Below are 24,383 nucleotides of genomic sequence, written 5' to 3'. Positions count from 1 at the left end.
GACTGCGTACACCCATTGGACTACGGTCAAAATGTGAGAGCGGGCTTGTTCGCGAAAGCGCTTTTCAAATCACCACTGCGGCCGGTGCGAGCCCAATTCCCCCGCCGGCAGGTCCCACTGTAACGGTGTGCCACTGATGGTCACCGGCGCCAGCAAACGATGGGCCTGGCCCCAGGCCGTTTGCTCCACCACCACGCCCTGATCACCCGCTTCTTCAGCCCGCAACCCCGGTTGCTCCGGCACTTGGCCGGCTTCCACCAACAACTTCGCGGTGCGCGCCAACGACAACCGTGCCGAACCGCCACGCCCGGATTTCAGCCGCTCGCTCAACGCCTGAATCGCACTGGCCGCCATCAAGTACCCGGTGGCGTGATCCAGCGCCTGCAACGGCAGCGGCACCGGTATATCCGCGTGTTTCCAGGCCATGCCCGCGTCGGCAATCCCGCTGCTCATCTGTACCAGGCTGTCGAAGCCGCGACGATTACGCCACGGGCCGCTCCAGCCGTAGGCATTGAGGCTCACGTCGATCAAACCGGGCGCGAGGGTTTGCAGGTCATCGGCGCAGTAGCCGAGCTGCTCCAGGGCATCGGCGCGGTAGCCGTGGAAGAGGATGTCGGCCTCTTTGAGCAGGCGTTCGAAAATCTGCCGGTCTGCGGGGCGTTTCAAGTCAAGGCGAGCGCAGCGTTTGCCCAGGGTCATTTCCGGCACCACGCCCGGCTCGTTCCAGCTGGGTGAGTCGATGCGCAGCACATTGGCGCCAAGGCCGGCGAGGAAACGACTGGCCACGGGGCCCGCCAGTACGCGGGTCAGGTCCAGCACCTTGATGCCGGCCAACGGCCGCGCCACGGAGCCGAGCCAGGGTTTGTCGGCCGTGGCGTCGAAGGTCCGGCGCTGCACCAGGTCCTCTGCATTGACCGCGAGCCCCTGCGGATGAGTCTGCCAGGCCTGCCACGAACGCATCTGCGCTGCGCAGCCGCCTTCATCGACAATCGCCTGTTCCAGTACTGCCGCGTTCCACGGCGCGACATGGTTGGCCATCTCGGCGCGGTCATTGACCTTGCCCAGCACGCGCTCGGCGGCGGCACGGTGATGGGGCGCATTGGTGTGTAGACGAATCCAGCCATCGGCGCAGGCATAGTCGCCGGCCACGGGGTCCCAAAGCGGTGGCAGTTGCCAACCCTCCGGGCGAATCGACGACGAGAACCAGAAGGAAGCGAGGCGTCGGTCCACGCTGACGCTGGGCAAGCGCCCAGTCTGTTGCTGGATAAGTTGGGCAACGGCTTGGCCGGCGGCACCGAGGCTGGCGCAGGCCAGTTCGGTCACGGCGAACGTCGAGGGCAGGGCGCCGGCTTCGGTGAAGGTCAGCGCGACGTGCGGTAAATCGAGTGCGGCTTGGATGGGAGTCAGCAGGTCAGTCATCAAAGGCCCTCCGTAAGAGAAGGGCCACTATAGAAGATCCTCACACGGGTGTGACAACCCCGGGCACCAGCGGCAGGTCGATGCTGGCGATAAACCCGCCGTCGGGGTGATTGGCCAGTATCAGGCTGCCACCATGGCGCTCTGCCGCACGACGGGCAATCGCCAGGCCCAGGCCGTGGCCTTGGGTCGTCTGGCCGGGCGCGCGGTAGAACGGTTCGCCCAGTTGGCTCAGGTGTTCGGCGTCCACGCCTTGGCCATGGTCGCGCACGCTGATCAGAATGCGCTCGCCCTGGCGTTGGGCCTTCAACTCAATCGGCTGGCCCGGCGGGTTGAAACGTTGGGCGTTGCGCAGCAAGTTATCCACTGCGCGTTCGATCATGGTTGGCCAGCCCTTGAGGTGCAGCTCGTTGTCGGCCGACAGCTGCACCACCTGGTCGGGCGCACCGAGCTGGGCGTCCTTTTGCAGGGTTTTGAGCAGGGGGTTGAGGTCCACCTCTTCGGCACTGGCGTTGTCGGCATCGACGCGGGCCAATACCAGAATTTCGCTGATCAGCGCTTCCAGGCGGTCGCATTCGCGGGTCAGGCGTGGCCAGAGTTTTTCGCGTTCTTCGGGGCTGGCGCGCTCGGCCAGGGCCAGGGCGATGCGCAAGCGGGCCAGGGGCGAGCGCAGTTCGTGGGACACGTCCCGCAGCAACTGACGCTGGCTGCCGATCAGGCTTTGCAGGCGCGCGCCCATGCGGTTGAAGTCAGTGGCCAGTACGCCGAACTCATCGCGCCGGTTAGCCAGCCGCGCCAGGCTGTTTTGCTGGTAGGTGGCCTGGCCAAGGTCATGCACCGCGCCGCGCAGTCGGCTGAGCGGGCGGGTAATGGACAGTGTCACCAGCAAACTGAAGAGCGTCAGCACCACCAGCGCAATTGCCAGCGCGCTCAACGGCCAGGTCAGGCTGTTGCGGTGCCATTCGTCGAGTTCCGGGTGCGGGATGCGGTAGATCAGCAGGTAGGTGTCGCCGGTTTTTTCACTGGTGTACTCGGCGGTCAGCCGGCGCCAGGGCAGGTGGCCGTCCTTGCTGTCATTCTGCCGAGCTTCGAAGGCGGCAGCGCGCTTCGGGAAGGTGCCACGCACTACCGGCTCGCCGCTTTCATTCAGCACTTGCACGTCGATGTGATACTGGCGCTTGCGCTGTTGCAGCAAGTCCTGGGCGGCGTCTTCGCCTTGCGCTTCGTAGAGTTGGGTCCACTCTTCGGCCAGGTTGTTGAGGCCGGGGTGGCGGCTGAGAATCCAGGCATCCTGGTTGAGCATATGCCCAAGCAGGATCGACAACCCGGCAACCAAGGCGATGGCCAGCCAGAAACTGGCCAGGATGCGCCAGAACAATGAACGCACAGGAAACCCTCAAACAGGAAAAGCCCAGCGGCGAGGGCCACTGGGCTGGGGAGGTAACGCTAGAGCATTATTGCGCTTTTTGCGGCTGTTGCGCTTTCCAGGCCTGGAATTCCTTCCACTCGGCACGGCGCTCGGCCTGTTTCTTGACGATCTCGTCGAATTTCTTCTGTTGATCGGGTTTCAGCACGGCACGGATGTCAGCCTGGGTTTTCTGTTTGCCGGCGGCGATTTCATCCTGCATGGCTTTCTGGTCAGCGGCCGGCAGCTTGTCCAGGTACTTTTTGACCAGGTCTTTGCGGGCGTGCCATTGGTCACCCATCAATTTGCCGATTTGCTCGCGCTGTTCCTTGGTCAGGTCCAGTTGGCTGAAGGGGCCGCCTTTGCCACGCGGACCGTGTTCACCGCCGTGGCCCGGGCCACCCATCATGTGGCCTTCCGGGCCGCCCATCGGGCCTGGGCCTTCTGGCATTGCGGCCATGGCAACGGTCGGCAGGGCAGCGGCGAACATCAGAGCGATAAGGGTCTTGCGCATGGTGATTCTCCTGTCTCTATTCCGGTGAGTCCGGATGTGAGTAGATTACGGAGATCAAGGTCAGCGGCGGTCAGGGGACGGTAAAGCTTGGGTAAAGAGGGGTTTGGGGTGAACTGACAAAACCGGGAGCCACAGGCTCCCGATTTCAGCGGCTGTAGTAATAGCCCCGGCTGCGCAATGCCACGATGCGCGGCCGGCCATCCGGGTGCGGGCCGATTTTCTTGCGCAGGTTGCTGACGTGCATGTCCAGGCTGCGATCGTAAAGGGTCAGCTTGCGGCCGAGGGCGATCTGCGCCAGTTCCTGCTTGTCCAGCGGTTCGCCGGGTTGGCGCAGCAAGGCTTCCAGCAGGCGGCTTTCGGAAACAGTCAGGGCAAACTCCTGCTCATCGATGGTGACCACGCCACGTACCGGGCTGAAGCACAGGTCACCCAGTTCCAACTGGCTCGACACGGCAGCCGGGTGGCTGCGGCGCAGCACGGCGCGCAGGCGGGCAGTCAGCTCGCGTGGGTCGCAGGGCTTGGCCAGGTAATCGTCCGCGCCCAGTTCCAGGCCGAGGATCCTGTCCAGCGGCTCGCCACGGGCCGAGAGCATCAGCACGGGCAATTCCGGGTGGTCACTGCGCAATTGTTTGAGCAGCTCCAGGCCACTGCCATCGGGCAGCATCACGTCGAGCACCACCGCCGCGGGGGCGCTGTCGGCCAAGGCTTTGCGGGCGCTCAAGCCGTCATGGCAAGCGCGCACCTGGAAACCTTCCTGGCTTAGCCAACTGGTCAGCAGCTCACAGAGCTCCTGGTCATCATCTATCAGTAACAGCTCGCTCATGACTCACTCAATTTAGCCATTGTCGACGGCGACGGTGCCCACCACTGGCGAAGATCCCGCACAGCAACGCGATCAGTGCAACGGCGCCGCCCGTGACAAACCACTGCTGTTGCTCGGTCAGCCATCGGTTCAAGGCGCCGCCTTGTGTTTCTTTGAGTTGCTGGGCCAGGCGTTGGTTCTCCTGACGCAAGCGACTCAGTTGGGCGCTTTCACGAGCAGTATCCGCGCTTTGCAGTTGTTTGCTCAGTTCTTCACGCAGTCGTTCGCTTTCTTTCAAGCGTTGCTGCAACTCGGTGATCTGGCTGCCGGCACTCAAGGACAGGGGCGTGGAGCTGCCGGTGTTCGAGGTCTCTTCAGCGTGGGCGGTTGCCCCGATCATTAACACTGCCAACAAACCCAACTGACGTAAGCGCATCGGAACTCCTGATTCCACACGAATATTCAGAACGTTGTCGGCAGGTTACCGAGAATAATGAGCCATTAGGAGCGCGCCGAACGCAATTGGTTCGGCGCGCTCAGGCTCAAGAAAGGTTGGTTAAGGCAGGACTTGCTTGAACGGCTTTATCACCACGTCAGCGTAGACGCCCGCCGCCACATACGGGTCGGCTTTGGCCCAGGCCTGGGCCTCGGCGAGCGACGCGAACTCGGCGACGATCAGGCTGCCGGTAAAACCGGCGTCGCCCGGGTCATTGCTGTCCACTGCCGGGTGCGGGCCGGCCAGCACGATACGGCCTTCGGCTTGCAGCTGTTTCAGGCGTTCAACGTGGGCCGGGCGCACGCAGAGGCGTTTTTCCAGCGAGTTGGCAACGTCGGTAGCAATGATGGCGTAGAGCATGTCAGTCCTCGGTTTTTGGCGTGGTAGGGTCGGTGTCATGCAGATGGCGCGACAGGTAGATACCCTGGCCGACCAGGAACAAGACGGTCATGCCCAGGCTGCCGAACACCTTGAAGTCGACCCAGTAGTCCTGGAAGGTAAAGGCGACAAACAGGTTGGCGGCGCCGCAAAACACGAAAAACACGATCCAGGCTACGTTCAAACGTGTCCACACCGGTTCCGGCAGGGTCAGTGCGTGGCCCATGATCCGCTTGATCAACAGGCGGTCACCGATGAAATGGCTGCCGATAAACGCCAGGGCGAACAGCCAGTTCACCACCGGGGCTTTCCATTTAAGGAAGGTTTCGCTGTGGAAGGCGAGTGTCAGGCTACCGAAGACCAGGCAGGCGACCAGGGTCAGCCATTGGCTTTTTTCGAGTTTGCGTTGGGATATGAAGATGGCGCCGTAGACCACGACAGAGCTGATGATCAACACGGCGGTGGCACTGTAGATGCCCCCGACTGTCAGCTCATGGCCGGCGAGATCGATGACCCTGGGGTCGAGTTTGTAAACGATGAAAAACAGCAACAGCGGGATGAAGTCGATGAATTGTTTCACAGTAAGAGCCAGAAGCTGGATGTGGCGGCATAATAACAAACATCCTTGGTAGCGAAAGCGCCAGCTGACTTGAGGTTACACACTCCCGTGAATGTTGATTTGCACTGCCACAGCACGGCCTCCGACGGCGCCCTGGCGCCCGCGTTACTGGTTGCGCGTGCGTTTGAAAAAGGCGTGCGAGTCCTGTCGTTGACCGACCACGACACCCTCGAAGGCCTCGATGAAGCCCGCGAGGCGGCTCATGCACTGGGCATGCAACTGGTCAATGGCGTGGAATTGTCCTGCACCTGGGGCGGCGCCACCATTCATGTGCTCGGCTACGGTTTCGATCAGAGCGCCCCGCCGTTGGTCGAGGCCATCGCCCAATTGCACGATGGCCGTTGGCTGCGGTCCGAAGAAATAAGCCGCAAGCTCGGCCTTAAAGGCATGCCCAATGCACTGGACGGCGCCCGCGCCATCCAGCAAGAGCTCGGCGACAGCGGTAATGCACCGGCCCGGCCGCATTTTGCCGATTGGATGGTGCGGGAAGGTTTTGTCAAAGATCGCGCCGAAGCCTTCCGCAAGTGGCTGGGAGCCGGCAAGTTGGGTGACGTCAAGCAACACTGGCCGACCCTGGAAGACACCGTTGCAACCCTGCGGGCCTCTGGAGCCTGGGTCAGCCTGGCGCATCCCTGGCATTACGATTTCACCCGCAGCAAGCGCCGCAAGCTGATTGCCGACTATATTGGAGCGGGCGGCCACGCAATTGAAGTGGTCAACGGCCATCAACCCGCCGAACAGGTGGGTAGCCTGGCGATTCTTGCCCGCGAATTTGGTCTGCTGGTCAGCGCCGGCAGTGATTTTCATGGCCCAGGCGGTTGGTCCGAGATTGGCGAATATCGCCCCGTCCCGGACGACCTGCCGCTCTTGTGGGGGCGATTCAAGCATGACCCCATTATTGCCACCGTCTGAACAGGTAGAACACGTGAGTCAATTCTTCCAGATTCATCCGGAAAACCCTCAAGCGCGCCTGATTAAACAGGCAGTGGAGATTATTCGCGCCGGTGGCGTGGTGATCTACCCAACGGATTCGTCCTACGCCATTGGTTGCCAGATCGGCGACAAAAGCGCGGTTGAACGGGTCAGGCGCCTGCGTGACCTCGACAAGAACCACAACTTCGCGTTGATCTGCAGCGACCTGTCCCAGCTGGGCCTGTTCGCCAAGGTCGACACCGGCACGTTCCGCCTGCTCAAGGCCCACACGCCGGGGCCTTACACATTTATTCTGAATGCCACCCGCGAAGTGCCGCGCCTGCTGTTGCACCCGAAGAAGCGCACCATCGGCTTGCGGGTGCCGGAGCACCCGATTGCGCTGGCATTGCTCGCTGAGCTGGGCGAGCCGTTGATGAGTGTGTCGTTGATCCTGCCCGGTGAAACCGAGCCGCTGTACGACCCTTACGAAATGCGGCGCCTGCTGGAAAAACACGTCGACCTGATCATCGACGGCGGCTACGGCGGCAACAAGGCCTCCACTGTGATCAACCTGGCTGACGGCGAACCGGAAGTGGTGCGTGTCGGCTGTGGCGACCCGACGCCCTTCATGGTCGAGGCCTGAATGGCGGTCGTGGAAACCGTCGACAGCCAGGCCGGTGCCCAGCAGGAACTGCCCTTCGCCATGGTCTACGGCCAGGCGGTCATGGAAATGCCGCTGGATTTGTATATCCCGCCGGACGCCCTGGAGGTCTTCCTGGAAGCCTTCGAAGGCCCGCTGGACTTGCTGCTGTACCTGATCCGCAAGCAGAACATCAATATCCTCGACATCCCGGTGGCGGAAATCACTCGCCAATACATGGGCTATGTCGAGCTGATGCAGTCGGTGCGCCTGGAACTGGCCGCCGAATACCTGGTGATGGCCGCTATGCTGGCCGAGATCAAGTCGCGCATGCTGTTGCCGCGTTCAGAAACCATCGAAGCGGAAGAAGACGACCCGCGCGCCGAACTGATCCGCCGCCTGCAGGAGTACGAACGCTTCAAGGCCGCCGCCGAAGGCATCGACGGCTTGAGCCGCGTCGGCCGTGATGTGGTGGTGCCCAAGCTTGATGCCCCGGAAGCCCGGGCGCGCAAGCTGTTGCCGGACGTGAGCCTGGAAGAGTTGTTGATGTCGATGGCCGAGGTATTGCGCCGTGGCGATATGTTTGAAAGCCACCAGGTCAGCCGCGAGGCCTTGTCGACCCGTGAGCGCATGAGTGATGTGCTTGAACGCCTCAAGGGCGGCGGCTTTGTGCCGTTTGTTGAGCTGTTTACCAAAGAAGAGGGGCGCCTGGGGGTCGTGGTGACATTTATGGCGATCCTCGAACTGGTCAAGGAGTCCTTGGTCGAGCTGGTCCAGAATGAGCCTTTTGCGGCTATCCACGTGCGGGCGCGAGCCGAATAAAGAGCTGAATCGATGAATTTGACTGAACCCCGCGAACTGGCCCCGTTGCTGGAAGCCTTTCTTCTGGCCTCGGGTAAACCGCAATCCCTGGAGCGCTTGTTCGAACTTTTTGAAGAGGCCGAGCGGCCCGAGCCCCCTGTGTTCAAGAAGGCGCTGGAGATTTTGCGCAAGTCCTGCGACGGCCGTGCCTTTGAGCTGCGCGAAGTGGCGTCGGGTTATCGCCTGCAGATCCGTGAGAAGTTTTCCCCGTGGGTCGGCCGTTTGTGGGAAGAACGCCCGCAGCGTTATTCGCGGGCGATGCTTGAGACCATGGCGCTGATTGCCTATCGCCAGCCGATCACACGCGGCGAGATCGAGGATGTGCGTGGCGTGGCGGTCAACAGCCATATCGTCAAGACGTTGCTGGAGCGCGAGTGGATCCGCATCGTCGGCTACCGTGATGTGCCCGGTAAACCGGCGATGTTCGCCACCACCAAAGTGTTCCTCGACCACTTCAACCTGAAAAACCTCGATGACCTGCCGCCCCTGGCTGAGCTGCGCGAGATGGAGCCGGACCCGGTGCTGGACTTCGACGACGCGCCGGTGCCCGCCAGCCTGCAGGAACTCGCCGACGCCACGGCCGAGCCGGAGGAACCCAAGGACGAAACCAGCTTCCATACCTTATTGCTGGAACTGGACGACATGGAGCAGGGCATCAAGACCGACTTCGACGACTTGCTGCGTGATGGCGCTGCCGAGCCTGAAACCCAGGTGAACGTTGAAACGGTGCCTGAGGTCGACATTGAAGTTGAGTCTGAGCCCGGGCCTGAGGTCGACATTGAAGTTGAGCCTGAGCCTGAGGAAGACATCCTCGGTGTCGCTGAGGCCCGTGAGAAACTCCTGGCTGCCGTCGCCGCCCTTGAACAACCGCCGTTGAGCGACGAGGAAGACGAAGCCCGGGCGTTGGCTGAGGCCATCGAGGCCGAGCGGCGTCAGTTCGAAGACTGACGCCGCATCAAAATGTGGGAGCTGGCTTGCCTGCGATACAGGCGACTCGGTCTTTGTGTTTCACCGAGGTGACGCCATCGCAGGCGAGCCAGCTCCCACAGAAAACCCGTTGCCTGGGAGGATTCAAATGAGTTCAACCAAAGACCCCTGCATCAGTATCTGCAAGTTCAGCGATGACATCTGCGTCGGGTGCGGCCGCAGCAAGCGTGAGATCCGCGCCTGGAAGAAACTCGACAAGGTCGACAAACGCACGGTTCTGGCCGAAGCCGAGCTGCGCTTGCTGGCGCTGGGCGCCACCGGTCGGCGGAAAAGCAAATGACAACGGCTTAATCGACTAGTCTCTGATGCGCAACGCACGCCATGCGCGTATGATTCGCGACCCTTTGGCGAGGTATTCGCCCAAAGCCCCGCTTTCAACACTCTTCAGGCCACGCCTGAATCGACCCACCGGGAGGTGCTTAAGATGAACGACCAAGACCAGAACGACAGCCAGGAAATCGGCCCAGCAGGCGAAAAACTGCAAAAGGTGCTGGCACGTATCGGCGTGGGCTCGCGCCGCGACGTCGAAGCCTGGATCACCCAGAAGCGCATCAAGGTCAACGGCGTTGAAGCCACCCTTGGCCAGCGCGTCGACCTGCACGATGCAATCACCATTGATGGCAAGGTCATCAAGCGTGAAGAGGCCGCCGAATCGGTGCGCCGCGTCATCATGTACAACAAGCCCGATGGCGAGATCTGCACCCGTGACGACCCGGAAGGCCGTCCGACCGTGTTCGACAAGATGCCCAAGCCCAAAGAAGGCCGTTGGATCAACATCGGTCGTCTGGACATCAACACCACCGGCTTGCTGATGTTCACCACCGACGGTGAGTTGGCCAACCGCCTGATGCACCCGTCTTACGAGATGGACCGTGAATACGCGGTGCGTGTACGTGGGGAAGTCGATGACGAGATGATCGAGCGCTTGAAAGCCGGTGTTGTTCTTGAAGACGGCCCGGCCAAGTTCACCGACATCAAGCAGGCGCCCGGCGGCGAAGGTTTCAACCACTGGTACCACTGCGTGGTGATGGAAGGCCGTAACCGTGAAGTCCGTCGCCTGTGGGAATCCCAGGGCCTGGTGGTCAGCCGCCTGAAGCGCGTGCGTTTCGGCCCGGTGTTCTTGAACTCCGACCTGCCGATGGGCCGCTGGCGCGAAATGAGCCAGTACGAAGTCGACATCCTCAGCGCTGAAGTTGGCCTGACGCCGGTCGCGATGCCGCAGATGAACGCCAAGAGCAAAGACAAGCTTGAGCGTATGCAGCGTAAATCGTCGCGCCCTGTGGCGCGTACCGAACGCGTTGCCCGTACCCTGCGCCCGGCGCTGAATGCGCCGGCCACCGGCGGTCGTATCTCCCGTGAGCCGCACATCGAAGGCGAGCGTCGCCCAACCGCGCCATCGCGTCAGGAAGGCGAGCGTGCACCGCGCACTCCGCGTCCAGCCCGTGGCGAAGCGCCAAGCGGTGGCCGTAGCAACCGTGGCGAAGGCCGTGGTGCTCCGGCATCCGATCGCCCAGCCGACAGCGCCAGCACCAAGCGCCCAGCCAAGCCGGCGGCGAACAAGCGCCCCGGCCCGAAACTGGTCGCCGACGAGCCGTCGGGCAAGCGCCGTGGTGCCCCGGCCGGTTCCGGTCAGCGCCCGGGTTTTGGTCGCAAGAAGCCGCAGTGATGTAAGTGCTGCACAAAAACGCCAACCTTAGGGTTGGCGTTTTTTTTTGCTCTGAATTTGCAATGCGATCAACTGTGGGAGCGGGCTTGCTCGCGAATACGGTGTGTCAGTTGATGCATGTGCAAGCGGATACACCGCATTCGCGAGCAGGCCCGCTCCCACATTTAGATCTACGTTGATTTCGAAATCGGCTTTCAGAACGCAAACGTCCCGTCAAACACGGGCTTGTCATCCAGTGCCAACACGCCACTGGCGAAGATCAGATCCAGGTGATGGCTACCCTTTTGTCCGCCACCCAAGCCCAGGTGCAGGCCGCAATGGCGCTCCTCGAAGCCGGCATTGCGCGCATACAAGTCTTTCACGCCTTCATTGGTGCCAATCCCCAATTCCTCCACGCGCCGGTTGGACGGGTTGGCATTCAGGTATTTGTTGAAATCATCCGCCAGCCCCGGCACGTCGCTGGCCACGCTGCAAATCGTCGAATTCTCGATCCACAGTTCCAACGGTGATTGCAGCACGCCGTATTTGCGCGCAAACGGGATGGTGCTGAGGAAGGTGCCGACAAACCGCACCTGGCCATTGATGGCTTCGCTGTGGGTGGCAATTTCGCCCGGCGCCAGGTCGTGGTTACCGACGCCGTTGATGTTGGTCCACTTCTTGATGCTGCTCATCGGCGCTTCAAGGCGTGAGCCGTGTTTGTCGGTGAAGCTCAGCACGTTGGCTTGGGACATGCGGCGGATCAGCGTGGCGTTGAGGTCGGCAATGCGCTGCGGCTCGACGCTGAAGGTGTCGTAGAAGTAGTCGCCGTAATCCTTGAACAGCAGGGATTTCTTCCAGTGCTCCGCCATCACGCCTTGCAGGGCGCGGATAAAGTCCGGGCCTTCGGCGCGTGGGTTGGGCAGGGTCGAGGAATCGTAGAGAAACAGGTACAGGTCGCAGGCTTCGATGGCCTGGGCCAGGGTGTCGCTGGCGGCCAGGTCCAGGCGCTGCACCTGGAAATTGAATCGGGCGGCACTGCCGTGGGTGATTGCCTGGGCGATGGCCTCGTAGCGTTCGGTATGGCCCAGTAGCACGGTAGGGCGGCTCAGGCCGTTGAGGGCCGGGTGGTGCGCGAGGTAGTAGAGAAAGTGTTCGACGGCGCGGGCCTTGTCCATGACGGGTGTCCTTCTGTGCCTTGGGTAAGGGGGCAGGTGCCGTGCACAGCACCTGCCGGATGCCTGCCGGGTGTTAGAAAGGCCACATCGCGGTGCCAAAGGGCACAACGGCATCGGCTTGCATCATTTCAACGGCGGCCTCATGGGTCGGCGCTTCAAACCAATCGTCGAGTTGCAGTTCGGTTTCCAGGTCGTTTTCCAGTGCTTGCATGGTGTATCTCCTAGAGGACGTTGTTTGAGAACGGCTTGCCAACGGGCTTCGCTGGCAAGTGAAAGAACCTAGGAGAGAGTGTTTCGGAATGCAAAATATTTATTGACACGGTCTCATTTGGATTTTTTCTTCTGTTTTTTTAGCGCTGTCTTTTTTTCAGAAAAAACAACGGACTGGAGCGGGTAACCAACCGTAAATTTCCGACTGACATTTTTCCGTTTTCTGACAGCCCGCGCTTGGCTGTAACGCTTATTTTCCGTGCTGTAACGATTAATTTACGAGAAAGCCGCGCAAAACTTGACGAGCAAGAGGCTGTAAGGAATGCCTGACAGATTGTCACAGGCGTCTTGCGGGGTCGGCCCGAAGCTGTCGAGCGGTGTACAATGCGCCGCGTTTTACTGTGACCCCCTTGCGTACCTACGCAAAAGGCCAAGACCTCGGGGTTTACCCACCCTGATCACTCCGCCTGGCCACGAGCCGGACGGGTTCGATTTCGTCACAGATAAAAACAAACAGGTGACGCATGACCGTTAGAAAGACGCTGTACTCCTGGTGCCTGCGCTGGGGTTTGAGCAGCGCTGCTTGAGTCGAGACTCAAGGCAGCAACGTGCATTCAACATCATCAAACCTTGCGTGAGACCCTTTTCATGAGTGGACCCCATTCCTCTTCAGGCGAGCTGAAACGCGGCCTGAAAAATCGGCATATCCAGTTGATCGCCCTCGGGGGCGCCATCGGCACCGGCCTGTTCCTGGGCTCGGCCGGGGTGCTCAAATCCGCCGGACCGTCGATGATCCTGGGCTATGCCATCTGCGGCTTTATCGCCTTCATGATCATGCGCCAGCTCGGCGAAATGATCGTCGAAGAGCCGGTCGCCGGCTCCTTCAGCCATTTTGCCCACAAGTACTGGGGTGGTTTCGCCGGCTTCCTGTCGGGCTGGAACTGCTGGATTCTGTACATTCTGGTCGGTATGTCGGAGCTGACGGCCGTCGGCAAATACGTGCACTACTGGTGGCCGGAGATCCCGACGTGGGTGTCGGCGGCGGCGTTCTTCGTGTTGATCAACTTGATTAACCTGGCCAACGTCAAAGTCTTCGGTGAGGCCGAATTCTGGTTCGCCATTATCAAGGTTGTGGCCATCGTCGGCATGATCGCCCTGGGCAGCTATTTGCTGGTCAGCGGCAGCGGCGGCCCGCAAGCCTCGGTGAGCAACCTGTGGGACCACGGGGGGTTCTTCCCGCACGGTGTGGGCGGATTGGTGATGGCCATGGCGATCATCATGTTCTCGTTCGGCGGCCTGGAAATGCTCGGTTTTACCGCCGCCGAAGCCGACCAGCCACGCACCGTGATCCCCAAAGCGATCAATCAGGTGATCTATCGCATCCTGATTTTCTACATCGGTGCCCTGGTGGTGCTGTTGTCGCTCACGCCGTGGGACAGCCTGCTGGCAAGCCTCAACGCGTCCGGCGATGCCTACAGCGGCAGCCCGTTCGTGCAGGTGTTTTCGATGCTGGGCAGCAACACTGCCGCGCACATCCTCAACTTCGTGGTGTTGACCGCCGCACTGTCGGTGTACAACAGCGGCACCTACTGCAACAGCCGCATGTTGTTGGGCATGGCTGAGCAGGGCGACGCGCCTCGTGTGCTGGCGAAGATCGACAAGCGCGGTGTGCCGGTGCGTTCGATCCTGGCCTCGGCGGCTATCACGCTGGTGGCGGTGTTGATGAACTACCTGATCCCGCAACATGCGCTGGAACTGCTGATGTCCCTGGTAGTGGCCACGCTGGTGATCAACTGGGCGATGATCAGCTTCTCCCACTTCAAATTCCGCCAGCACATGAACCGTACCGGCCAGGTGCCGTTGTTCAAGGCGCTGTGGTACCCCTACGGTAACTTCATCTGCCTGGCATTCGTCGCGTTTATCCTGGTGATCATGCTGATGATTCCGGGGATTCAGGTGTCGGTGTACGCGATCCCGGTGTGGGTGGCGTTCATGGGGCTGTGTTACTGGATCAAGAACAAGCGCAAGGCACAAACGGTTCAGAACACCGTGCGGACGGTTCTGGAGTAGGACGTTTCCCGTAAACAGAAAACCCGGCACGTTGTCGGGTTTTCGGTGGGCGTGGGCGGGTTAGACTCGCTGCCTGGTTTTACCTAGACCCCTGCCCGGAGGCTCCATGCAGCACACTGACATCGACGGCGGCACCTTGCAGCGTTCCGAGCTGGAAGACCTGATTGACCAGCACAGTGGGCCGTTGCGGTTGATTGACGTCGACTTGAGCGGCGCCGATTTGTCGCGGATGGCGCTGGACCATTGGGTGTTTGAACGCTGCATGCTGGTCCAGACTTCTTTTCTTGGCTCGCGCCTGGAAGGCACGCAATGGACCCGTTGCCGCGCGGCCCACGCCGTATTCGAAGCGGCGAACCTGCTGGAAGCCCAGTTCAGCAGCTGTGACCTGAACAACACCCGCTGGCAGCGCAGCAAATTGTCCCAGGCGAGTTTTGCCCACTGCAAGCTGACTGGCGCCAACTTCACTCACTGTGCCTCGCTGGGGCTGAGCTTCAGCGAAACCCGGCTCAACAGCGCATTTTTGTCCGGCCTGTCGTTTGCCCGAACCGTGCTGAATAACCTGGACTTCTCCGACAGCGACTTGTCGGATGCAGACTTTCGCAAGGCTGAACTGATCGATTGCAGCCTCGCTCACGCCCGTATCAACGGCGCCAATTTCGCGGGCGCCGACCTGCGCGGCGCGGATTTGAGCGGCTTTCGCCTCAATGATGCCAAACTGTTCAAAGGCGCCGTGATTTCCAAAGCCCAGGCGTCGATGTTGTTGTCCGAGTTGGGCTTGTCCGTTGCCTAAGGTTTTTGAGTGATGCTGGTAATTTCCAACACTGTGCACCTGCCCGATGCCGAGATCGAGCTGACCGCCATTCGCGCCCAGGGCGCCGGTGGGCAGAACGTCAACAAGGTGTCGAGCGCGGTGCACCTGCGGTTTGATATTCCGGCGTCATCGTTGCCGGAGTTTTACAAGGAGCGGCTGCTGGCGCTGCGCGACAGCCGCATCACCAGTGACGGCGTGCTGGTGCTCAAGGCCCAGCAATACCGGACTCAGGAACAGAATCGCGCGGATGCGCTGGAGCGCCTGGTGGAGTTGATCCTCAGCGCCACCAAGGTCGAGAAAAAGCGCCGCCCGACCAAGCCCACCCTGGGCTCGAAAAAGCGTCGCCTGGAATCCAAGACCAAGCGCGGCAGCATCAAGGCCGGGCGCGGCAAGGTGGATTTCTAAGCGTCGCGTGCTTCGCGGGCCCTGGGTGCTTGCCGGTACAAATACACACTCAGCAGCAAACCGCCGAAGGCGGCGAGGGCGGCGAACAGGAAGATCGACGCAAAACCGAAGCCTGCCGCCACAGCTCCCGCCAGCGGGCCGGTGATACCCAGCGACAAGTCGATAAACAGTGAATAAGCCCCGACCGCCGCACCGCGGCTGGAGGCTGGCACCAGGTTGACCGCCTCCACCCCCAGCGCCGGAAACACCAGGGAAAAACCAAAGCCGCTCAACGCCGCACCGGCCAAGGCCAGGTGGGCGTCAGGGGCGAGCCACAGCAGCAGCAGGCCGAAGATCTCCACCGACAGGCAGGCAATCGCCACGCGAAAGCCGCCGATACGGTTGATCAAATTGCCGAACAGCAGGCGTGCACCGATAAAACTCGCGCCGAACAGGCTCAAGGCCCATACCGCGTTGTCCCAATGTTGGGTGGTGTAATACAGGGTGATAAACGTGGCGATGGTGCCAAAGCCGATCGAGCCCAGCGCCAAGGCACAGCCGTGGGGCAGCACCCGGCCCAGTACGTTCATGAACGGCAGGCGCACGCCGGCCACGATCGGTGCCGCCTCCTTGTTCCAGGCCAGCAGCACGCCGACGACCGCCAGCAGAATAATGCTGACGCCCATGCTCCACAGCCCGAAGTGACTGACCAGCAGCACCCCCAACGGTGCGCCGACGGCCAGCGCGCCATAACTGGCGATGCCGTTCCACGAGATAACCTTGGCCGTGTTGGCGGCGCCGACGCGGCCGATTCCCCAGCCGATGGCGCCCGAGCCCACCAGGCTTTCCGCGCTGCCGAGGACCAGTCGCCCGATGAGCAGGCAGACCAGGCTGAAGGCCGGCAAGCTGGAAAACCACGCCGCCAGCAACATGAACACGCCACTCAGGCCGCAACCGACCAGGCCGATCAGCACCGCGCGCTTGCTGCCCAGGTTATCGATGATTTTTCCGGCATACGGGCGGCTGAGCAGCGTGGCCAGGTATTGCACGCTGATCACCAGCCCGGCAATCACGGCGCCATAGCCCAGTTGGCTATGGACATAGCCCGGCAAAACGGCCAGGGGAATACCAATGTTCAGGTAGCCGATAAAGGTGAACAACACGATAGAAACAACTTGCAGCGTGACCGCCATGGGGCGCTGGGTATCTGGCATGGGAGAGGTCCACTGTCGCAGCAGGTAAAGATAGGCTGCTAATGATACCGGCGCTGGGGCCGGGCGGGGCGGCAATACTTCAAAAACTTCAGCTCATCGCTATCAGGATTTGGCGGGCGCGAGCATTTGCGTGGTCACCAGGGCGGCCAAGGCATTTTCCTGGGTGCCGAAACGTTTGAGCAGCAGGGTTTGTTTGTCGGTGCTGAGACGGTTCCAGACTTCGATCATCTGCAAGGCAGCGTCGAGCACAGCAGCATCCGGGGTATCGGCAGGGGGGGTGGGGGCGTCATCGGTCATCGCGGGTATCTCATCATTCAGGCAGTGTGGAAAGCGCTTGAAGGGGCGCTTTCCACACGGTCTGGTACGGCGTCAGTCCTGGCGTTTGCTGTCGACTGGTTTTGCTTCTTTGGCCTCAGGCTGTTTATTGCTGGCCTGCTGCGGTGTTGGCTGCGGTGTTGGCTGCTGTGTTGGGTGCAGGCTTGGGAAGGGGAGATTAGGTATCTCGTGCATCGTCGTCGCTCCTCGCAAGATCTGTTTTTTCAATCGCAGGTGATTCCGCGCTCTCAAAAAGCCTTGGCAGGATACAACACTGAAAATGACAAAAAGAATTTTATGTCCGCTGATGTACGAATTTTCATGCTTTTACACAAGTGACAAGAGGTCACACCTTGAAATGGCGCCGTATTCAAGACGGCACCGTGAAAGGTTAGAAAGGCACCTTGCCCAAAATCATGTCGCGGTACATCACAAAATCGCCCAGCAAACTGTAGAGCGGGTGTTGAAACGTGGCCGGGCGGTTCTTTTCGAAGAAGAAATGGCCGATCCAGGCAAAGCTGTAACCCGCGATGGGCAACGCCAGCAGCAGGCCCAATGAACCGCGGCCGATGGCATACGCCAGAATGCCGATCACCAGGGTCGTGCCGATAAAATGCAGGCGCCGGCAGGTGCTGTTGCCATGTTCGCTCAGGTAGTAAGGGTAGAATTCGGCAAAGCTATTGAATTGTTTGATGTTTTCCACGATGGCCGGCCCTTGGGTGGTTGTGCCGCCCAACAGATGTTCGGCGGGGAGCTTATTTGAGTCTAGAGTGAGCAGTGGTAACAGCCAGTGACAATAGATGCCACTTTAGTATCCTTGGCTTCCTGGCTGCCGTTTAAGCCTGCTTTTTTAAGAAGACGCCATGAGCGAACGAACAACTTCTGCAAGCTGGGCGATGGGGATAGTCAAGGCGTTGGAAATGGACGGGCTGGACTGCCGCGTCTTGTTCAAGCAACTCGGCCTGGACTACGCCGCCCTCAGTGACCCCGATGCGCGTTTCCCCCAGGACTCCATGACCCGTCTCTGGCAACGTGCGGTGGAGCTGTCGGGGAACCCGGCGATCGGCCTGAACATGGGCAAGGTGGTGCGCCCGGCGTCGTTTCATGTCGCCGGTTATGCCTTGATGTCCAGCAACACCCTGGCGGAAGGCTTTATGCGCCTGGTGCGTTACCAACGGATCATTGCCGAAAGCGCCGACCTGAGTTTCCGACTTTTACCTGAAGGCTATGCGCTGATTTTGACGGTGCACGGCGATCACCTGCCGCCTACCCGACAAAGCACCGAAGCCTCGCTGGCCAGCGCACTGGCGCTGTGCGGCTGGTTGACCGGGCGCACCCTGCACCCGCGCAAGGTGATGTTACAAGGTGAGCCACCGGCGGACCTCACGCCCTACAAGCAAGCCTTCCACGCCCCTTTGGAGTTCAGTGCGCCGTATGACGCGCTGATTTTCGACCAGGCTGACATGGATGCACCGCTGCCCACGGCCAACGAGGCCATGGCGCTGTTGCACGATCGGTTTGCCGGTGAGTACCTGGCACGGTTTTCCGAGAGCCGCGTGACCCACAAGGCGCGCCAGGTGTTGTGCCGTCTGCTCCCTCAGGGCGAACCCAAGCGTGAAGTGGTCGCCCAGACCTTGCACTTGTCCCAGCGCACCTTGCAGCGGCGTTTGCAGGAAGAGGGCACCAGTTTCCAGACGTTGCTTGACGACACGCGCCGCGAACTCGCCGAGCAGTACCTCGCGCAGCCGAGCATGACGTTGCTGGAGATTGCCTACCTGTTGGGGTTTGCCGACCCAAGCAATTTCTTCCGCGCGTTTCGCCGCTGGTTCGACACCACGCCCGGCGAGTACCGGACGCGGTTGCTGGAAGCGCCGACTGTCAGTGGCGCCAAAACGCCGGGATGCACAGAACAAAGACTGTAATAATCTCCAGTCGCCCCAGCAGCATGCCGAACGACAAGATCCACTTCGCGGCGTCCGGCAGGCTGGCGAAGTTACCGGCCGGGCCGATGGTTTCGCCCAGGCCCGGGCCTACACCCGATACGGTACTGGCGGCGCCGGTCAACGCGGTCATCCAGTCCAGCCCCAGCAGCGAAAGGGCCAGTGCAATTGCACAGATGGTGATGGCGAAGAAAAACGAGAAAGTCAGAATCGAGCGCACGATCTCTTCGTCGAGACGGTGGCCGTTGTACTTCTGCTTGATCACGGCACGCGGGTGAATCAACTGATTCAAGTTGGCCTTGAGCAGGATATACGCGACCTGGAACCGGAAGATCTTGATCCCGCCCGCCGTAGAACCCGAGCAGCCGCCGACAAAGCCCAAGTAGAAAAACAACATCAGTGAGAAGTTGCCCCAGATGCTGTAGTCCCCCAGCGCAAAGCCGGTGGTGGTGACCACGGAGGTGACGTTAACCGCCACATGGCGCAGGGCGTCGAGCCAATGCAAATTGGTCGTCCACCAGTACCAGGTGCCGAGGACCAGCCAGGTCACGATCAATAGCCCGAGCAAGCCTTGCACCTGCTGATCCTTGATCAGCGCCCGGCGATTGCCGCGCAAGGTGGCGACGTACAGCGTGAACGGTAAGCTGCCGAGGATCATCACGACCACGGCAACCCAGTGCACAGCCGGTTGTTTCCAGTGGGCCAGGGATTCATCGGAGGTCGAAAAACCACCGGTGGAGATCGCCGACATCGCGTGGTTGATTGCATCGAACAAGCCCATCCCGGCCCACCAGAACGCCAGGCTGCCAAGGATGGTGATGCCGACATACGTTGCCACGATCAGCCGCGCCACCATGTGCGAGCGCGGCATCACCTTTTCCGAGCGGTCCGACGATTCGGTCTGGAACAGGCGCATGCCACCGATGCGCAGCAGCGGCAGGATCGCCACCGCCATGCCGATAAAGCCGATGCCACCAAGCCAGTGCAGCAGCGAGCGCCACATCAGAATGCCGGGGGACATGCTGTCCAGCCCGCTCAACACGGTGGAGCCGGTGGCGGTGATGCCCGACATGCTTTCAAAAAACGAGTCGGTGTAACTGATGTGTTGGGTCAGTAGAAATGGCAGCGCGGCGAAGATGCAGACCACCAGCCAACTGCTGACGGTCAGCAGGTACATGTCCCGAGGGCGCAGGTGTATGTGTTCGGGGCGGCCGGGGATCACCAGGGCCAGGCCGGCGAGGAAGGTAATCAGGCTGGCCCAGAGGAACGAGGGCAGGTCGCTGGTGCGTTCGAATATCACCAGGGTGGCCATCGGGACGACCATGGCGATCGCGAGTGTGATCAGGAAGATGCCGATGATGAAACCGATGATGCGTAGGGTCGGCAACGCCATGAAATGTGCTCGGGGTGACGATTAAAGGCGCCATTCTACCTGCGTAATTCGAGGGCTCAAAGGCGACGCGGTAAAATGTGGGAGCGGGCTTGCTCGCGAAGGCGCTGGTTCAGTGAGAAATCCATTGGCTGACACGCCGTATTCGCGAGCAAGCCCGCTCCCACACAAGCTCTGTGGCGTTTGACGAGGCCTGGAAGGCAGGCACAAAAAAGGCGACCCGAAGGTCGCCTCATTTAATCCAGCACTGATCAGAACTCGTGATCAGCACTGTCCGGGTTCAAGTCGCTGATCCCCAGTTTGCCCGCCGCTGTTTCAATCGCCCCGGTCTGCTTGACCAGTGCCGCAATCGCGTCACGCACGATCTGGTTGCCCGCATCGTTACCCGCAGCAATCAGTTGGTCGTAATGCTCACCGTTATTGGCGTGATCCACCATGACCTGAATCTTCGCTTCAGTGGCCGCAAGGTCAGCTTTCAGCGCCGCGTCGGCCGCCGGGTCAGCCTTGGCCACCAACGACGACAGGCTTGGGCCGGTCATCTTGTTGCCGTCGGTGCGGGTGTACTCGCCCAGGTAGACGTTGCGGATGCCCTTGGCGTCGTAGAAATGCGAGTTGTGGGTGTTGTCGCTGAAGCAATCCTGTTCGTCTTCCGGCGAGTTGGCTTCCAGGGACACCTTCATGCGTTCACCGGCCAGCTCGCCCAGGGACAGGCTGCCCATGCCGAACAACATTTTGCGCAGGCCGTCGGTGGCAGGTTCTGCCTCCAGGGTGGCGCGGTAGTTGTCTTCGACGTTGGGCTTCCAGTTGCCGACCATTTCTTCCAGGTCGCTGACCAGCAGCTGAGTCACCGCGCGCAGGTAGGTGCGACGGCGCTCGTTGTGACCGCCGGTTGCACCGTCGCCGGTCATGTAGTCCGACGCCGGGCGATTGCCCGCGCCAGGGCCGGTGCCGTTGAGGTCCTGGCCCCAAAGCAGGAATTCGATGGCGTGGTAGCCGGTGGCGACGTTGGCTTCGGAACCGCCCAGCTCATTGAGGCTGGCGAGTTTTTCCGGGGTGATGTCTTTGACGTCGACCTTGTCTTCGCCGACCTGGATCTCGTTGTTGGCAATGATGTTGGCGTTGGCGCCAGGGTTGCCCAGTGCGTGCTCGTAGGATTTGTCGACGTAATCGATCAGGCCTTCGTCCAGGGGCCAGGCGTTAACCTGGCCTTCCCAGTCGTCGATGATGGTGTTACCGAAACGGAACACTTCGCTCTGCAGGTACGGTACGCGAGCGGCGATCCAAGCGGTACGGGCGGCTTTCAGGGTTTGCTCGTCCGGGTTGGCGAGGAAGGTGTCGATCGCGGTTTGCAGGGTTTTTGCAGTGGATTGCGCGTCGCTGTACACCGCGAACACCATGTCAGCGTAATGCGCGACCACAGCCTTGGCGGCCGCTTCGTCGACCTGGCCGGCAGGCGTGGCAGCGGCTGGAGCGGTGGTGCTGGCAGCCGGGGTCGGCGCGGCGGCCTTGTCTTTACCTTCGCCGCAACCGGCGAGAGAAATGGCAATGGCCAGCAGACTGGCGGTGGCCAGGGGCATACGAATCATGGCGAACATCCTGCTTCGGTTGTTGATAGGGCGCGCGGGAGAGCGCAAAAACTGCGACATAATGCGAAAGATTTGCATTTTGTGTAAAGGTTTATACGAGGGAAATATTTGGTATCGTTTTGCCGGGTCAGAGAATCGCCGCGTTGTTGCGTTCGGACTGCTTCAAATAAGCCGCTAACTCGCGGGCTTGCAGCGGTTTGCTGTAGTGGTAGCCCTGGCCCTCATGGCAGCCCTCGGAAATGATGTAAGCCTCCTGCTCGGCGGTTTCCACGCCTTCGGCAATCACCTGCATGCCGAGGCTTTTGCCCAGTTGGATGATGGCGCGCACGATGGTTGCATCGTCGTCGTCGTCGAGCAGGTCCTGAACAAAGCTCTTGTCGATCTTGATCTTGTCCAGCGGCAGGCTTTTCAGGTAACTCAGGGATGAGTAGCCGGTACCGAAGTCATCAATGGCGATCAGCGCCCCGGAACGACGCAGGCTCAGCAAGTGTTGGGCAGCGGTGCTGATGTCTTCCATTAGGCCGGTCTCGGTCACTTCCAGCTCAAGGCTGCGGGGTGGCAGGCGGTAGATCTGCATCAGGTTGTTGACCACCCGCGGCAACTCGGTGTGGTGCAACTGCACGGTCGACAGGTTGACCGCCATGCGCAACTCGGTGAAGCCCAGGTCATGCCATTCGCGCAACTGGCGGCAGGCCTGGTCGAGCACCCATTCGCCAATCGGGATAATGGTGCCGTTCTGTTCCGCCAGCGGGATAAACAAGTCCGGCGGCACCAGGCCGTGTTCCGGGTGCTGCCAGCGAATCAGCGCTTCCACACCGACCACGCGGTGGTCGCGGTAGCTGATTTGCGGCTGATACACCAGGTGGAACTGGTCACGGCTCAGGGCGTCGCGCAGGTCTTTTTCCAGCTCGCGGCGTCGGCGCATTTCACTGTCGACGCTGGCGATGTAGAACTGATAGCGGTTGCGTGAGCGGCTCTTGGCCAGGGTCATGGTCTGTTCGGCTTTTTGCAGCAGCTTTTCGGTGCTGTCGCCGTCTTCCGGAAACAAGGTGATGCCGATGGTGGCGCGCAGGCGAATATGGTCCTGATCGAGGGCGAATTCCGCTTCCAGGTCGTCCAGGATGCTTTGCGCCAGTTCGGCCGCCTCGTAGGGCTGGTCGATATCGGCCTGCACCATGGCGAACTGGTCGCCGCCGAGGCGGGCGAGGGCGCCGAGACGACCGCTGTGAGCACGCAGACGGTCGGCCAAGGCCAGCAATAATTTGTCGCCGGCCTGGTAAGTGAACTGCTCATTGACGCTTTTGAAGTCGTCCAGCCCGACGCATAACACCGCCACACGGCGTTGCCGGCGACCGGCGTCGATCAGGATCTTGTCCAGTTGCTCCTGCAGCTTCTGGCGGTTGGGCAGGCCGGTGAGAAAGTCATACTGGGCCATGCGCAGCAGGCTGGATTCCGCCTCATGGCGCAAGTGGGTATTGCGCTCGATGGATTCGAGCAACTGGTTGGCAGTGTTGATCCACAGCCCCAGTTCGTTGCGTTCGTGACCCTTGATCTGCGGGATCTTGTGCTCGCTGGGCCGGTCCGGGTTGATCGCGGTCAAGTGCTCGATAATCCGCGACAACGGCTTGGTCAGCAGCCAGTGATAGACCAGGTACAGCACCAGGCCCATGGCGAGGGCGCGCAGCACGCCGGAAATAAAGATGATCACCGAACTGACAATGAAGCTTTTGCCGTAGGTGGCCGTGTCCAGGGTAATGCTCAGGTCGCCGTAATATTCGCTATAGGGGCCCTTGCCGACCAGCGCGGTGGTAAATGTACGCTCCTGGTCAAGAATCAGGTCGGTTAACCAGCGGGTGGGCGATTGCTGCAACGGGCGGCTTTTTTCCGCGAGCATGGTTTCGTTGGGGTGGCCGATGGAAGCCATGCGCACGGCGTCGTCCTGAAACAGGCCTTCAATCACCTGCATGCCCATTTCGCGGTCCAGGCTGTAGACGGCCTGGGTAGACGGGTCGCGAAACATGTCGAGGATGCGCTGGGCATCACCGGCCACGGCCTGGCGCGTCTTGTAGGCATCAAACACGATCTGCGCCACGCTCAGCGCAACGCCCACGATCAATGCCGACAGCAGCACAACCCGTAGCAACTTCACCGACAAGCTGTTTTTGAGTTCCAGCTTCAAAGGGGCATTCCTTGTTCCATGCGGGTGGCCTCAATATGCCATGAGTATTGGCAATCTGGTGATGGCAGTCAAAGGGACATTGATGGAGAAGAGGGCGAGGGTGTTGGCGGGGGTTGTTGGAAGGGCGACGGATCGGTGTCCGCCGCTCTGGTACCGATGGGGGTCGTACGGCTTAAAACGTGATCTGCGAGCCTTGGTTTACCGCTTCCTTGGCGAATTCCACCGTTTTACTCGCTACGTCGCTTGCGACCTTGATACCGGCCTCTGCGGCTTTTGCGGCCAGTGGCAGGGCGGTTGCGGCGACGGGGGCCAGGGCACCCAATGCTGCTAATTCGATCATGCTGAAATCTCCGAAGTGGATGGAAAAGGAGGCGACGGGCCTCTCGATACCTGAGTGGCGAAGCCTGCTGGCCAGTTCCATGTGTCCTTGGCGG

26 protein-coding genes are annotated in these 24,383 nt (G+C 60.9%); 10 read left to right on the top strand and 16 right to left on the bottom strand.

Features of this window, described 5'->3' with window-relative positions:
* Positions 1-69: 69 nt before the first annotated feature.
* From CPH89_RS03840 to CPH89_RS03810, 7 genes are all read right to left on the bottom strand, one after another.
* A complete protein-coding gene (locus CPH89_RS03840; RefSeq protein WP_053257729.1) occupies positions 70-1,419 on the bottom strand; it encodes a CoA transferase in 1,350 nt (449 codons plus the stop codon).
* A 40-nt stretch (positions 1,420-1,459) separates the two neighbouring features.
* Positions 1,460-2,803, bottom strand: a complete 1,344-nt coding sequence (locus CPH89_RS03835; protein ID WP_053257728.1) for a sensor histidine kinase — start codon at positions 2,801-2,803, stop codon at positions 1,460-1,462.
* 67 nt (positions 2,804-2,870) lie between these two features.
* Entirely contained in the window at positions 2,871-3,335 is a 465-nt protein-coding gene (locus tag CPH89_RS03830; RefSeq protein WP_053257727.1) for an LTXXQ domain protein, read from the bottom strand.
* 145 nt (positions 3,336-3,480) lie between these two features.
* Positions 3,481-4,158, bottom strand: a complete 678-nt coding sequence (locus tag CPH89_RS03825) for a response regulator transcription factor (RefSeq protein ID WP_053257726.1) — start codon at positions 4,156-4,158, stop codon at positions 3,481-3,483.
* A 7-nt stretch (positions 4,159-4,165) separates the two neighbouring features.
* The gene (locus tag CPH89_RS03820; protein ID WP_053257725.1) at positions 4,166-4,573 is read right to left on the bottom strand and encodes an SH3 domain-containing protein; all 408 of its coding nucleotides are present in this window, start codon (positions 4,571-4,573) and stop codon (positions 4,166-4,168) included.
* 120 nt (positions 4,574-4,693) lie between these two features.
* Positions 4,694-4,993, bottom strand: a complete 300-nt coding sequence (locus CPH89_RS03815) for a YciI family protein (RefSeq protein WP_053257724.1) — start codon at positions 4,991-4,993, stop codon at positions 4,694-4,696.
* 1 nt (position 4,994) lies between these two features.
* Positions 4,995-5,591: a septation protein A gene (locus tag CPH89_RS03810; RefSeq protein ID WP_053257723.1), complete on the bottom strand. Its 597-nt coding sequence runs from the start codon at positions 5,589-5,591 to the stop codon at positions 4,995-4,997.
* Positions 5,592-5,678: 87 nt separating this feature from the next.
* On the opposite strand from CPH89_RS03810, the gene CPH89_RS03805 reads away from it, so the two are divergent.
* The 6 genes from CPH89_RS03805 (at position 5,679) to rluB (ending at position 10,696) form a co-directional block, all read left to right on the top strand.
* Positions 5,679-6,542: a PHP domain-containing protein gene (locus CPH89_RS03805; protein ID WP_053257722.1), complete on the top strand. Its 864-nt coding sequence runs from the start codon at positions 5,679-5,681 to the stop codon at positions 6,540-6,542.
* A gap of 13 nt (positions 6,543-6,555) precedes the next feature.
* Entirely contained in the window at positions 6,556-7,185 is a 630-nt protein-coding gene (locus tag CPH89_RS03800; protein WP_053257721.1) for an L-threonylcarbamoyladenylate synthase, read from the top strand.
* A 120-nt stretch (positions 7,186-7,305) separates the two neighbouring features.
* On the top strand, positions 7,306-8,004 hold the full coding sequence (locus CPH89_RS03795) for a segregation and condensation protein A (RefSeq protein WP_169875663.1): 699 nt from the start codon (positions 7,306-7,308) through the stop codon (positions 8,002-8,004).
* Between the two features lie 12 nt (positions 8,005-8,016).
* Complete coding sequence (gene scpB, locus CPH89_RS03790; RefSeq protein WP_053257719.1) at positions 8,017-8,991, top strand: SMC-Scp complex subunit ScpB; 975 nt, start codon at positions 8,017-8,019, stop codon at positions 8,989-8,991.
* Between the two features lie 127 nt (positions 8,992-9,118).
* Entirely contained in the window at positions 9,119-9,310 is a 192-nt protein-coding gene (locus tag CPH89_RS03785; RefSeq protein WP_005790815.1) for a DUF1289 domain-containing protein, read from the top strand.
* Positions 9,311-9,454: 144 nt separating this feature from the next.
* Complete coding sequence (gene rluB, locus CPH89_RS03780; protein WP_053257718.1) at positions 9,455-10,696, top strand: 23S rRNA pseudouridine(2605) synthase RluB; 1,242 nt, start codon at positions 9,455-9,457, stop codon at positions 10,694-10,696.
* Between the two features lie 194 nt (positions 10,697-10,890).
* On the opposite strand, the gene CPH89_RS03775 is transcribed toward rluB, so the two are convergent.
* A complete protein-coding gene (locus CPH89_RS03775; protein WP_053257717.1) occupies positions 10,891-11,850 on the bottom strand; it encodes a CgnE/CgnB domain-containing protein in 960 nt (319 codons plus the stop codon).
* Positions 11,851-11,923: 73 nt separating this feature from the next.
* A complete protein-coding gene (locus tag CPH89_RS30345; protein ID WP_003175756.1) occupies positions 11,924-12,061 on the bottom strand; it encodes a hypothetical protein in 138 nt (45 codons plus the stop codon).
* A gap of 647 nt (positions 12,062-12,708) precedes the next feature.
* Between CPH89_RS30345 and CPH89_RS03765 the strand changes: the two genes are divergently transcribed.
* From CPH89_RS03765 to arfB, 3 genes are all read left to right on the top strand, one after another.
* The gene (locus CPH89_RS03765; protein WP_053257716.1) at positions 12,709-14,130 is read left to right on the top strand and encodes an amino acid permease; all 1,422 of its coding nucleotides are present in this window, start codon (positions 12,709-12,711) and stop codon (positions 14,128-14,130) included.
* 106 nt (positions 14,131-14,236) lie between these two features.
* Positions 14,237-14,920: a pentapeptide repeat-containing protein gene (locus CPH89_RS03760; RefSeq protein ID WP_053257715.1), complete on the top strand. Its 684-nt coding sequence runs from the start codon at positions 14,237-14,239 to the stop codon at positions 14,918-14,920.
* Positions 14,921-14,932: 12 nt separating this feature from the next.
* Complete coding sequence (gene arfB / locus CPH89_RS03755; RefSeq protein ID WP_053257714.1) at positions 14,933-15,346, top strand: alternative ribosome rescue aminoacyl-tRNA hydrolase ArfB; 414 nt, start codon at positions 14,933-14,935, stop codon at positions 15,344-15,346.
* Here the strand turns inward: arfB and CPH89_RS03750 are convergent.
* From CPH89_RS03750 to CPH89_RS03740, 3 genes are all read right to left on the bottom strand, one after another.
* Positions 15,343-16,539 (bottom strand): MFS transporter, encoded by a 1,197-nt coding sequence (locus tag CPH89_RS03750; RefSeq protein ID WP_053257713.1) that lies wholly within the window; start codon positions 16,537-16,539, stop codon positions 15,343-15,345. The two genes, arfB and CPH89_RS03750, sit on opposite strands and share 4 nt — an antisense overlap.
* Before the next feature lie 102 nt (positions 16,540-16,641).
* On the bottom strand, positions 16,642-16,836 hold the full coding sequence (locus CPH89_RS03745; protein WP_053257712.1) for a hypothetical protein: 195 nt from the start codon (positions 16,834-16,836) through the stop codon (positions 16,642-16,644).
* 409 nt (positions 16,837-17,245) lie between these two features.
* Complete coding sequence (locus CPH89_RS03740) at positions 17,246-17,557, bottom strand: Mpo1-like protein (protein WP_053258034.1); 312 nt, start codon at positions 17,555-17,557, stop codon at positions 17,246-17,248.
* 160 nt (positions 17,558-17,717) lie between these two features.
* Here CPH89_RS03740 and CPH89_RS03735 point away from each other — a divergent pair, with 160 nt between their 5' ends.
* Positions 17,718-18,776 (top strand): AraC family transcriptional regulator, encoded by a 1,059-nt coding sequence (locus tag CPH89_RS03735; protein WP_053257711.1) that lies wholly within the window; start codon positions 17,718-17,720, stop codon positions 18,774-18,776.
* Here the strand turns inward: CPH89_RS03735 and CPH89_RS03730 are convergent.
* From CPH89_RS03730 to CPH89_RS30070, 4 genes are all read right to left on the bottom strand, one after another.
* Complete coding sequence (locus tag CPH89_RS03730; RefSeq protein ID WP_053257710.1) at positions 18,733-20,187, bottom strand: TrkH family potassium uptake protein; 1,455 nt, start codon at positions 20,185-20,187, stop codon at positions 18,733-18,735. The two genes, CPH89_RS03735 and CPH89_RS03730, sit on opposite strands and share 44 nt — an antisense overlap.
* Positions 20,188-20,435: 248 nt before the next feature.
* Entirely contained in the window at positions 20,436-21,770 is a 1,335-nt protein-coding gene (locus CPH89_RS03725; RefSeq protein ID WP_053257709.1) for an imelysin family protein, read from the bottom strand.
* 127 nt (positions 21,771-21,897) lie between these two features.
* The gene (locus tag CPH89_RS03720) at positions 21,898-23,949 is read right to left on the bottom strand and encodes a putative bifunctional diguanylate cyclase/phosphodiesterase (protein WP_053257708.1); all 2,052 of its coding nucleotides are present in this window, start codon (positions 23,947-23,949) and stop codon (positions 21,898-21,900) included.
* Between the two features lie 172 nt (positions 23,950-24,121).
* A complete protein-coding gene (locus tag CPH89_RS30070; RefSeq protein ID WP_155512289.1) occupies positions 24,122-24,289 on the bottom strand; it encodes a hypothetical protein in 168 nt (55 codons plus the stop codon).
* Positions 24,290-24,383: the final 94 nt, after the last annotated feature.

Origin of the sequence: Pseudomonas fluorescens, from assembly GCF_900215245.1 — a bacterium.
In the GTDB taxonomy this organism is placed as follows: domain Bacteria; phylum Pseudomonadota; class Gammaproteobacteria; order Pseudomonadales; family Pseudomonadaceae; genus Aquipseudomonas; species Aquipseudomonas fluorescens.
This window is presented reverse-complemented; position numbering and strand designations above follow the sequence as displayed.

Bases quoted from the DNA above. Each gene is read 5' to 3' on its own strand.
- CPH89_RS03750 (WP_053257713.1), bottom strand. From the start codon at position 16,539: ATGCCAGATACCCAGCGCCCCATGGCGGTCACGCTGCAAGTTGTTTCT.
- CPH89_RS03785 (WP_005790815.1), top strand. From the start codon at position 9,119: ATGAGTTCAACCAAAGACCCCTGCATCAGTATCTGCAAGTTCAGCGAT.
- CPH89_RS03730 (WP_053257710.1), bottom strand. From the start codon at position 20,187: ATGGCGTTGCCGACCCTACGCATCATCGGTTTCATCATCGGCATCTTC.
- CPH89_RS30345 (WP_003175756.1), bottom strand. From the start codon at position 12,061: ATGCAAGCACTGGAAAACGACCTGGAAACCGAACTGCAACTCGACGAT.
- CPH89_RS03760 (WP_053257715.1), top strand. From the start codon at position 14,237: ATGCAGCACACTGACATCGACGGCGGCACCTTGCAGCGTTCCGAGCTG.
- CPH89_RS03815 (WP_053257724.1), bottom strand. From the start codon at position 4,993: ATGCTCTACGCCATCATTGCTACCGACGTTGCCAACTCGCTGGAAAAA.
- CPH89_RS03735 (WP_053257711.1), top strand. From the start codon at position 17,718: ATGAGCGAACGAACAACTTCTGCAAGCTGGGCGATGGGGATAGTCAAG.
- scpB (WP_053257719.1), top strand. From the start codon at position 8,017: ATGAATTTGACTGAACCCCGCGAACTGGCCCCGTTGCTGGAAGCCTTT.
- CPH89_RS30070 (WP_155512289.1), bottom strand. From the start codon at position 24,289: ATGATCGAATTAGCAGCATTGGGTGCCCTGGCCCCCGTCGCCGCAACC.
- CPH89_RS03820 (WP_053257725.1), bottom strand. From the start codon at position 4,573: ATGCGCTTACGTCAGTTGGGTTTGTTGGCAGTGTTAATGATCGGGGCA.
- arfB (WP_053257714.1), top strand. From the start codon at position 14,933: ATGCTGGTAATTTCCAACACTGTGCACCTGCCCGATGCCGAGATCGAG.
- CPH89_RS03825 (WP_053257726.1), bottom strand. From the start codon at position 4,158: ATGAGCGAGCTGTTACTGATAGATGATGACCAGGAGCTCTGTGAGCTG.
- rluB (WP_053257718.1), top strand. From the start codon at position 9,455: ATGAACGACCAAGACCAGAACGACAGCCAGGAAATCGGCCCAGCAGGC.
- CPH89_RS03765 (WP_053257716.1), top strand. From the start codon at position 12,709: ATGAGTGGACCCCATTCCTCTTCAGGCGAGCTGAAACGCGGCCTGAAA.
- CPH89_RS03775 (WP_053257717.1), bottom strand. From the start codon at position 11,850: ATGGACAAGGCCCGCGCCGTCGAACACTTTCTCTACTACCTCGCGCAC.
- CPH89_RS03725 (WP_053257709.1), bottom strand. From the start codon at position 21,770: ATGATTCGTATGCCCCTGGCCACCGCCAGTCTGCTGGCCATTGCCATT.
- CPH89_RS03745 (WP_053257712.1), bottom strand. From the start codon at position 16,836: ATGACCGATGACGCCCCCACCCCCCCTGCCGATACCCCGGATGCTGCT.
- CPH89_RS03840 (WP_053257729.1), bottom strand. From the start codon at position 1,419: ATGACTGACCTGCTGACTCCCATCCAAGCCGCACTCGATTTACCGCAC.
- CPH89_RS03830 (WP_053257727.1), bottom strand. From the start codon at position 3,335: ATGCGCAAGACCCTTATCGCTCTGATGTTCGCCGCTGCCCTGCCGACC.